Here is an 8,219-nt window from a genome sequence, read left to right on the forward strand (position 1 = left end):
GGTCAGTTCAGGTGGCGGCCCAGGCGGGCTTCCAGGTGTTTCAGCAGGCGCCGCACCAGTTCGACGATCAGCAGGTAGAGCACGGCGGCCCACAGGTAGATCTGGAAGTCGAAACTGCGCGAGAAGGCCAGTTTGGTCACGCCCATCAGGTCATAGATGGTCACCAGCGAGGCGATCGCGCTGGCCTTGATCATCAGGATCAGTTCGTTGCCCAGCGGGCCGATGGCCACCAGCAGCGACTGCGGCAGGATCACCTTGAAGAAAGTGGTCGAGCGCTTCAGGTTCAGCGCCCGAGCCGCCTCATGTTGCCCGGGGGCGACGGCCATCAGGCTGCCGCGGAAGATCTCGGCCTGGTAGGCGGCGGTGTTCAGGGTGAACGCCAGCAAGGTGCAGAACCATGCATCGCGGAAGAACCACCACAGGCCGACGTCCTGCCAGAAGCCCTTGAGCGAGCCCAGGCCGTAATACAGCAGGAACAGCTGGGCCAGCAGCGGCGAGCCGCGGAAGAAGTACACGTAGCCGGCGGCCATGCGCTGCAGCAGCAGGCTGGGCGACATGCGCGCCAGGGCCAGCAACAGGCCGAGCACGGCACCCAGGCTGAAGGAAATCGCCACCAGCTTGGCGGTTACCAGCAGGCCATCGAGGAAGCGCGGGCCGTAGCGGTCGAGCAGGTCGGGGTCGAGGACCAGCGCCAGCAGTTGTTCGAAGCTCATGCGCGTGCTCCTTGCAGGTGGCGGTTGCTGCGCCGTTCGATGAAGGCGAACACACGCCCGGAAATGGCGGCGAACAGCAGGTAGCCCAGGCAGGCGACGCCATAGAAGAACATCGGCTCCTTGGTCACGCTGACGGCCAGGTTGGTCTGGCGCATCAGGTCGACCAGCGAGATGGTGGATACCAGCGAGGTGTCCTTGAGCAGCGACAGCCAGTTGTTGGACAGGCCGGGCAGGGCGATGCGGGTCAGTTGTGGCAGCAGCACCTTGAAGAAGCCCGTGCGCTTGCTCAGGCCCAGCGCCGAACAGGCTTCCAGCTGGCCCTTGGGCAGCGTCTTGAAGGCTGCCAGCCAGATCTCGCTGGAAAACGCGGCGAACACCAGGCTGAAGGCGATCATCGCGGCGAGGAAGGTATTGATCAGGAACTCGCCCTGGTAGCCCATGGCCGCGAGAATCTTCTGCGCCGCGATCTGGCAGCCGTAATAGATGATCAGCAGTGTCAGCAGTTCGGGCAGGCCACGGAACACGGTGGAGAAGGTAGTGGCCCAGGCCCGCGGCAAGCGCTTGCGCGAGCGTGCTGCAATGGCAACTACCAGGCCCAGCGGCAGGCCGATGGGCAGGCAGGCCAGGGCCAGGGAAACAGTGACCAGCGCGCCGGCCAGCAGCGCCTGGCCCCAGCCTCCACTGGCGAAGGACAGTAAGGACAATTGATCGAGCATGACAAACCCCTAGGATGGGCAACGCGGACTCTTTGTAGGAGCGGCCTTGTGTCGCGACAGGGCTGCAAAGCAGCCCCAGGATCGATGCCGCAGCAGGGATTGCCGGGGCCGCCTTGCGGCCCTGTCGCGACACAAGGCCGCTCCTACAGAAATTGCGCAGTTTCCTGAAGATCAGTTGTAGATATCGAAAGCGAAGTACTTGCTGGCGATCTTCTGGTAGGTGCCGTTGGCGACGATCTGCTGCAGCGCGGTGTTCAGGCGCTGGCGCAGGGCTTCGTCGTCCTTGCGTACGGCGATGGCGGCATCGGCCTTGGTGTCGGCCACGTCACCGAGGATCTTGCAGCAGTCCCCGCCGTTCTTGGTCATCCACTCGTGCAGCGGGAATTTGTCGGCAATCACCCCGTCCAGGCGGCCGGCGGCCAGGTCGGCGTTGGCTTCGTCCATGGTCGGGTACAGCTTCACGTCGGCACCGGCCTTGGCATAGACGTCTTCGGCGTAGATGGCCTGGGTGGACGAGGACTGGGCGCCAACGGTGTAGCCGTCGAAGTTGGTCTGGGCGTCGGTGATCTTGCTGTCCTTGGCCACGGCGACGGTCAGCGGGGTGCGGTAGTAGTGGTCGGTGAAGGCGATCTTCTTGCGCCGTTCTTCGGTGTTGATCATTGACGCGACCACTGCGTCGTACTTGCGTGCCATCAGCGCCGGGATGATGCCTTCCCAGTCCTGGGCCACCAGCGTGCACTCGACTTTCATCTGCTCGCACAGGGCATGGGTGATGTCGATGTCGAAGCCGTGCAACTGGTTATTGGCGTCGACATAGTTGAAGGGCGGGTAGGCGCCCTCGGTGGCGAAGCGCAGGGTTTCGGCACTGGCGGCACCCGACAGCAGCAGGGCACACGCACCCACCAAGGCCATGGTCTTGTTCATCTCGCACCTCATTGCACTCTTGCTATTGTTGTTTTCCCGTCGACCACGAGGTGTAGCCGACGAATTCGTTATGTAGAGCGGCAGTTGCTTCCAAGCGTTTTTCAACATCCGGTCCGAGCTTCTTGCAGACCTCGTTGACCATCAGGTGCACCCACGACAGCATGGTCGAGGTGGATTCCCAGAACAGGTTGAACTCGGTGGGGATGCGGAACACCTCGTCGGCGTTGGCATCGGCCCAGTCACAGAAGGGGTCGGTCACCAGGGTGACCGCAATGCCAGCCTCGCGCGCCTTCTGGCACAACAGCAGGGCATGGCGGGAATAACGGCGGGCCTCGAACACCACCAGGGCGCTGTCTTCGGCGCGGCCCAGCAATACTTCGCCAAAGTGCCCGGCGCTGATATCGACCAGCTGCACGCCATCGCGCAGGTACTGCAGCAGGTGGCTCATGCACATGGCGATGCCGCGCTCGGTCTGGAAGCCGGCAATGAACACCCGCCGTTTGCTCGCCAGGCGCTGGGCGACACTGTGCCAGGCGCTGCCCTGGCGATACTCGTGCACGCGCACCAGGGCGGCGATCTCCAGCTCCAGGCTGCCGGCGTTGTCGCTGGCGTCTTGGTTCTGGCGGTAATCTTGCAGGCGATCGCCCACCAGCCACGGGCCATCGCCCAGGTCGTTCTGCAGGTCTTGCTTCAATGCCTTGAGATGGGCATAACCCAATGAACGACAGAAGCGGCCGACACTGGACTCGCTGACGCCCAGCTTGACGGCAATGCTGGCCGAGGTCTGGAACGGCAACTCATGGAGGTTGGCGAGCATGTAGCTGGCGATCTTGCGGCCCGAAGCAGCGGCCCCTTCGAGGCTGTTTTCCAGGCGTTGCTTGATCGGTTGGCTCATGCTGCGGCTCCAGGGGTAAGGCTTGCGAAAGAAAATGGCTGTTTTCTGTCATCAAGTCAACATTTGACAGATAGCTGTCACATGCCGGAAAGTTTTTGTCGTTGCAACGCTGTAGCCATTCCAATTCCAACAAGGAGCTTCAGATGTCCGCACCTTCCACCAGCACCGTCGTGCGCGTGCCTTTTACCGAGCTGCAGGGCCTGTTGCAGAGCATCTTCCAGCGCCATGGCTGCAGCGAAAGCGTGGCCCGGGTACTGGCCCACAATTGCGCCAGCGCCCAGCGCGATGGTGCCCACAGCCATGGGGTGTTCCGCATGCCCGGCTATGTTTCGACATTGGCCAGCGGTTGGGTCGATGGCCAGGCCACGCCGAAGGTCAGCGACGTTGCGCCCGGTTATGTTCGCGTCGATGCCGCAGGCGGCTTCGCCCAGCCGGCGCTGGCGGCGGCCCGTGAACTTCTGGTGGCGAAGGCGCGCAACGCCGGTATCGCCGTACTGGCGATTCACAACTCGCACCACTTCGCCGCGCTGTGGCCGGATGTGGAACCCTTTGCCGACGAAGGCCTGGTAGCCCTGAGCGTGGTCAACAGCATGACCTGTGTGGTGCCGCACGGCGCCCGCAAGCCGCTGTTCGGCACCAACCCCATCGCCTTTGCCGCACCCTGCGCCGAAAATGACCCGATCGTCTTCGACATGGCTACCAGCGCCATGGCCCATGGCGACGTGCAGATTGCCGCGCGCGCTGGCCAGCAGTTGCCCGAGGGCATGGGGGTGGATGCCAATGGTGAGCCGACCACCGACCCCAAGGCGATTCTGGAAGGTGGCGCCTTGCTGCCATTTGGCGGGCACAAGGGCTCGGCCTTGTCGATGATGGTGGAGTTGCTGGCGGCGGCACTGACTGGCGGGCATTTCTCCTGGGAGTTCGACTGGTCGGGGCACCCGGGGGCGAAGACGCCATGGACCGGGCAGCTGATCATCGTCATCGACCCGAGCAAGGCCGAGGGCGAGCGGTTTGCCCAGCGCAGCCGCGAGCTGGTCGAGCAGATGCAGGCGGTGGGGCTGACGCGCATGCCGGGCGAGCGGCGTTACCGCGAGCGCGAGGTGGCCGAGGAGGAGGGGGTGGCGTTGACCGAGCAGGAGTTGCAAGGGCTGAAAGAGTTGCTTGGCTGACCCGGCCTCTTCGCGGGCTCGCCCGCTCCCACAGTGATATCACCGCCCTTGGGACCTGTGGGAGCGGGCATGCCCGCGAAGAATCCAGCACAGATCTTCAGCCATGCAATGTTGCATAGACAACCTTGCACAATAGTTGATGTTCCTGAGCCCGCACTCCGGGTATGCTCAGGGCTGCCTTTTCGAACTGTCCTGATCCAAGGAGCTGCACGCTGTGTTCAAACATGTCGATGCCTATGCCGGCGACCCGATCCTCTCGTTGATGGAAACCTTCAAGGCCGACCCGCGCGCCGACAAGGTCAACCTGAGTATCGGCCTGTACTACGATGAGGCCGGCGTGGTGCCGCAACTGGCGGCTGTGGATGCGGTGGAAAAACGCATCGCCGGCCAGGACCACGAAGCCTCGCTGTACCTGCCGATGGAAGGCCTGGCCAGCTACCGCCAGGCGATCCAGGCGCTGCTGTTCGGTGCCGATCACCCGGCCGTGACCGGCGGGCGCGTCGCCACCGTGCAGACCGTGGGCGGTTCCGGCGCTCTCAAGGTCGGTGCCGACTTCCTCAAGCGCTACTTCCCGCAGTCCGAAGTCTGGGTCAGCAACCCGACCTGGGACAACCACCGCGCCATCTTCGAAGGCGCCGGCTTCAAGGTGCATACCTACCCGTATTTCGATCAGGCCACCCGTGGCGTGGACTTCGACGGCATGCTGGCCACCCTGCAGACCCTGCCGGCCAACAGCGTGGTGCTGCTGCACCCGTGCTGCCACAACCCCACCGGCGCCGACCTGGAACAGCACCAGTGGCAACAGGTGGTTGAAGTGGTCAAGGCACGCCAGCTGATCCCGTTCCTCGACATCGCCTACCAGGGCTTCGCCGAGGGCCTGGTGGAAGATGCCTACGCCATCCGCGAAATGGCCCGCGCCGGCGTGCCGTGCCTGGTCAGCAACTCGTTCTCGAAGATCTTCTCGCTGTACGGCGAGCGGGTTGGCGGCCTGTCGGTGGTCTGCGACGATGACGCCACCGCGCAGAGCGTGCTGGGCCAGCTCAAGGCTACCGTACGCCGCAACTACTCCAGCCCGCCCAACTTCGGTGCCCAACTGGTGGCTGGCGTGCTCGGCGATGCCGGCCTGAATGCCCAGTGGGCAGAAGAAGTCGAAGTGATGCGCAAGCGTATCCTCGACATGCGCCAGGCGCTGGTCGATGCCCTGGCCGTGCTGCTGCCAGGCCAGGACTTCCAGTTCTTCCTGCGCCAGCGCGGCATGTTCAGCTACACCGGCTTCAGCGTCGAGCAGGTGCGCCGCCTGCGTGACGAGTTCGGCGTGTACCTGATCGACAGCGGCCGCGTATGCATGTCCGGCCTGCGCCCGGCCAACCTGCAACGGGTTGCCGAAGCCTTCGCCGCCGTCCAGAAGTAACACCGCACGGGGCCGCGTCTATGGGGGCGCGGCCTTCTGTAGGAGCGGCCTTGTGTCGCGAAAGGGCCGCAAAGCGGCCCCGGCAATATTCGCGGCGAAGCTGCAAACGTTGGGGGCGCTGCGCACCCCTTTCGCGGCACAAGGCCGCTCCTACACCTGTCAAATTCTTCCTGCAATCCACCGGCACAACCCGCTTGTAAAGACAAGTGCAACCGCTCCTCGGAAAAGGGCTTCGCAAGTGCAACCTTTCCGTGCACAATCGCGCTCCCTTTTTCGGTTGAGTTGGGCGAAACGTCTATTTCGCCATTCTCAGCCTGTTGCAGTCTTGCGAGTGGAGCTTCACCCGGAATGAATGAGCAGGCCCCAAGCGTTGAACAACGCTTTGCAGAATCGACCCCCGCCACCCTTGGCAGCTGGTCGCGTCACGACACCACCTGGATGCTGGGCCTGTTCGGCACAGCGATCGGCGCCGGAACCCTGTTCCTGCCGATCAACGCCGGCCTTGGCGGCTTCTGGCCGCTGCTGATCCTGGCCATCCTGGCATTTCCGATGACCTATTTCGCTCACCGCGGGCTGACCCGTTTCGTCCTTTCCGGGCGCAATGACGGCGACATCACCGAAGTGGTCAGGGAACACTTCGGCAGTACCGCCGGTGCCTCGATCACCGTGCTGTACTTCTTCGCGATCTTCCCGATCCTGCTTATATATAGCGTGGCACTGACCAACACCGTGTCCAGCTTCATCGAGCACCAGCTGCACATGGCTCCGCCGCCACGGGCCATCCTGTCGTTCGTGCTGATCCTCGGCCTGCTGGCCATCGTGCGCTGCGGGGAGCAGGCCACGGTCAAGGTCATGAGCCTGCTGGTCTACCCGTTCATCGTTGCCTTGGCATTGCTGGGCCTGTACCTGGTGCCGCACTGGACCGGTGGCATTCTCGACAGCGCCACCCAGGTGCCGCCGGCCTCGGCCTTCCTTCATACCCTGTGGCTGGCGATTCCGGTGATGGTGTTCTCGTTCAACCACTCGCCGATCATCTCCGCCTTCGCCGTCGACCAGAAGCGCCGCTACGGCGAGCATGCCGATGAGCGTAGCGGCCAGATCCTGCGCCGTGCCCACCTGCTGATGGTGGTGATGGTGCTGTTCTTCGTGTTCAGCTGCGTGCTCACCCTGAGCAGCGCCCAGCTGGCCGAAGCCAAGGCGCAGAACCTGTCGATCCTGTCGTACCTGGCCAACCACTTCAGCAACCCGACCATCGCGTTCGCTGCGCCGCTGATCGCCTTCGTGGCCATTGCCAAGTCGTTCCTCGGCCACTACATCGGCGCCAGCGAAGGCCTGAAGGGCATCATCACCAAGGCCGGCGCACGCCCGGGGGCCAAGGCCCTGGACCGCGTGGTCGCCGCGCTGATGCTGGTGGTGTGCTGGATCGTCGCCACCCTCAACCCAAGCATCCTCGGCATGATCGAGTCGCTCGGTGGCCCGATCCTCGCGGTGCTGCTGTTCCTGATGCCGATGTACGCCATTCGCCGCGTGCCATCCATGCGCAAGTACAGCGGTGCTGCCTCCAACGTGTTCGTGGTGGTAGTCGGCCTGGTTGCGCTGACCTCGGTGGTATACGGCCTGCTGGGCTGATACGCCAACTGCACCAGTAATGCCCGGGTCGCTTGTTGCAACCCGGGCATTTTTTTGTCCACAAGAATTGTCAGTTAATACAACAATTTCACCTGCCCCATAGGCACCCGGCCGCCTTCATGCTTAACTCAGTGTCCTTTTCAAACCCAGCATAAGGATTTCGTCATGGCTCAAGTGACTCTCAAAGGCAACCCGGTTCAGGTCAACGGCGAGCTGCCGAAAACCGGCGCCCAGGCTCCGGCTTTCTCCCTGGTAGGTGAAGGCCTGGCTGACAAGTCGCTGCAAGACTACGCCGGCAAGCGCAAGGTGCTGAACATCTTCCCGAGCGTCGACACCCCGACCTGCGCTACCTCCGTGCGCAAGTTCAACGCCCAGGCCAACGATGTGGCCAACACCGTGGTGCTGTGCATCTCCGCCGACCTGCCGTTCGCCCAGGCACGCTTCTGCGGCGCCGAAGGCCTGGACAACGTGAAGAACCTGTCGACCCTGCGTGGCCGCGAGTTCCTCGAAAACTACGGCGTGGCCATTGCCGATGGCCCGCTGGCCGGACTGGCCGCCCGTGCCGTGGTGGTGCTGGACGAAAACGACAAGGTGCTGCACAGCGAGCTGGTTGGCGAAATCGCTGATGAGCCGAACTACGACGCAGCTCTGGCTGTACTGAAGTAAGGGTTGCGTGGGGCAGGGCGGGCCTCTGGCGCCTGTACCGGCCTCTTCGCGGGTAAACCCGCTCCCACAGGTAATGCACAATGCTTCAGAGCTGCG

Annotated in this window: 8 protein-coding genes; 4 read left to right on the forward strand and 4 right to left on the reverse strand. The window is 63.5% G+C overall.

The features are described 5' to 3' along the window. Positions 1–2 precede the first annotated feature (2 nt). The 4 genes from JV551A3_RS13705 to JV551A3_RS13720 all read right to left on the reverse strand — a co-directional run bounded on the left by JV551A3_RS13705 (position 3) and on the right by JV551A3_RS13720 (position 3,248). Positions 3–713, reverse strand: a complete 711-nt coding sequence (locus JV551A3_RS13705; RefSeq protein ID WP_133971918.1) for an ABC transporter permease — start codon at positions 711–713, stop codon at positions 3–5. Next, on the reverse strand, positions 710–1,429 hold the full coding sequence (locus JV551A3_RS13710; RefSeq protein ID WP_133971920.1) for an ABC transporter permease: 720 nt from the start codon (positions 1,427–1,429) through the stop codon (positions 710–712). The genes JV551A3_RS13705 and JV551A3_RS13710 overlap by 4 nt, the downstream gene beginning before the upstream one ends. Before the next feature lie 171 nt (positions 1,430–1,600). After that, entirely contained in the window at positions 1,601–2,353 is a 753-nt protein-coding gene (locus JV551A3_RS13715; protein ID WP_133978795.1) for a transporter substrate-binding domain-containing protein, read from the reverse strand. A gap of 22 nt (positions 2,354–2,375) precedes the next feature. Then, positions 2,376–3,248 (reverse strand): MurR/RpiR family transcriptional regulator, encoded by an 873-nt coding sequence (locus tag JV551A3_RS13720; RefSeq protein ID WP_112252588.1) that lies wholly within the window; start codon positions 3,246–3,248, stop codon positions 2,376–2,378. A 143-nt stretch (positions 3,249–3,391) separates the two neighbouring features. On the opposite strand from JV551A3_RS13720, the gene JV551A3_RS13725 reads away from it, so the two are divergent. The 4 genes from JV551A3_RS13725 (at position 3,392) to tpx (ending at position 8,123) form a co-directional block, all read left to right on the forward strand. Beyond that, entirely contained in the window at positions 3,392–4,417 is a 1,026-nt protein-coding gene (locus tag JV551A3_RS13725; protein WP_133971925.1) for an Ldh family oxidoreductase, read from the forward strand. A gap of 214 nt (positions 4,418–4,631) precedes the next feature. Then, entirely contained in the window at positions 4,632–5,828 is a 1,197-nt protein-coding gene (locus tag JV551A3_RS13730; RefSeq protein WP_112252586.1) for an amino acid aminotransferase, read from the forward strand. A 348-nt stretch (positions 5,829–6,176) separates the two neighbouring features. After that, positions 6,177–7,457: a serine/threonine transporter gene (locus tag JV551A3_RS13735; protein ID WP_133971929.1), complete on the forward strand. Its 1,281-nt coding sequence runs from the start codon at positions 6,177–6,179 to the stop codon at positions 7,455–7,457. 165 nt (positions 7,458–7,622) lie between these two features. Then, entirely contained in the window at positions 7,623–8,123 is a 501-nt protein-coding gene (tpx, locus tag JV551A3_RS13740) for a thiol peroxidase (RefSeq protein ID WP_133971931.1), read from the forward strand. The last annotated feature ends 96 nt before the right edge of the window (positions 8,124–8,219 follow it).

Origin of the sequence: Pseudomonas inefficax, from assembly GCF_900277125.1 — a bacterium.
In the GTDB taxonomy this organism is placed as follows: Bacteria; Pseudomonadota; Gammaproteobacteria; order Pseudomonadales; family Pseudomonadaceae; genus Aquipseudomonas; species Aquipseudomonas inefficax.